The organism is Aquitalea pelogenes (genome assembly GCF_041914625.1).
Taxonomy (GTDB): Bacteria; Pseudomonadota; Gammaproteobacteria; order Burkholderiales; family Chromobacteriaceae; genus Aquitalea; species Aquitalea pelogenes.
The window spans coordinates 217157-217379 of the sequence record NZ_JAYSDA010000005.1; the positions used below are offsets into that span (position 1 = coordinate 217157).

Here is a 223-nt window from a genome sequence, read left to right on the forward strand (position 1 = left end):
GCAGTCAAACCTATAACGGTACGAGCACGGCACAAGGCAGCAACCTGACGGTGAGCAACCTGATCAACGGTGACAGCGTGACCGTGGGCGGCACCGCCACCCTGGACAGCATCCATGCCGGCAACCGCAGCTTGTCAGGCTTCAACAGCCTGACACTGAGTGATAGCGACTACACCCTGAGCGGTGCGTCGGGCAGCATGACGATCAACCCGCTGGCCGTCAC

1 protein-coding gene is annotated in these 223 nt (G+C 61.4%); it reads left to right on the forward strand.

The features are described from left to right. Nucleotides 1-223: YDG domain-containing protein (locus tag ACE3SE_RS06490; RefSeq protein WP_374554286.1), on the forward strand; the 223-nt coding region annotated here is incomplete at both ends.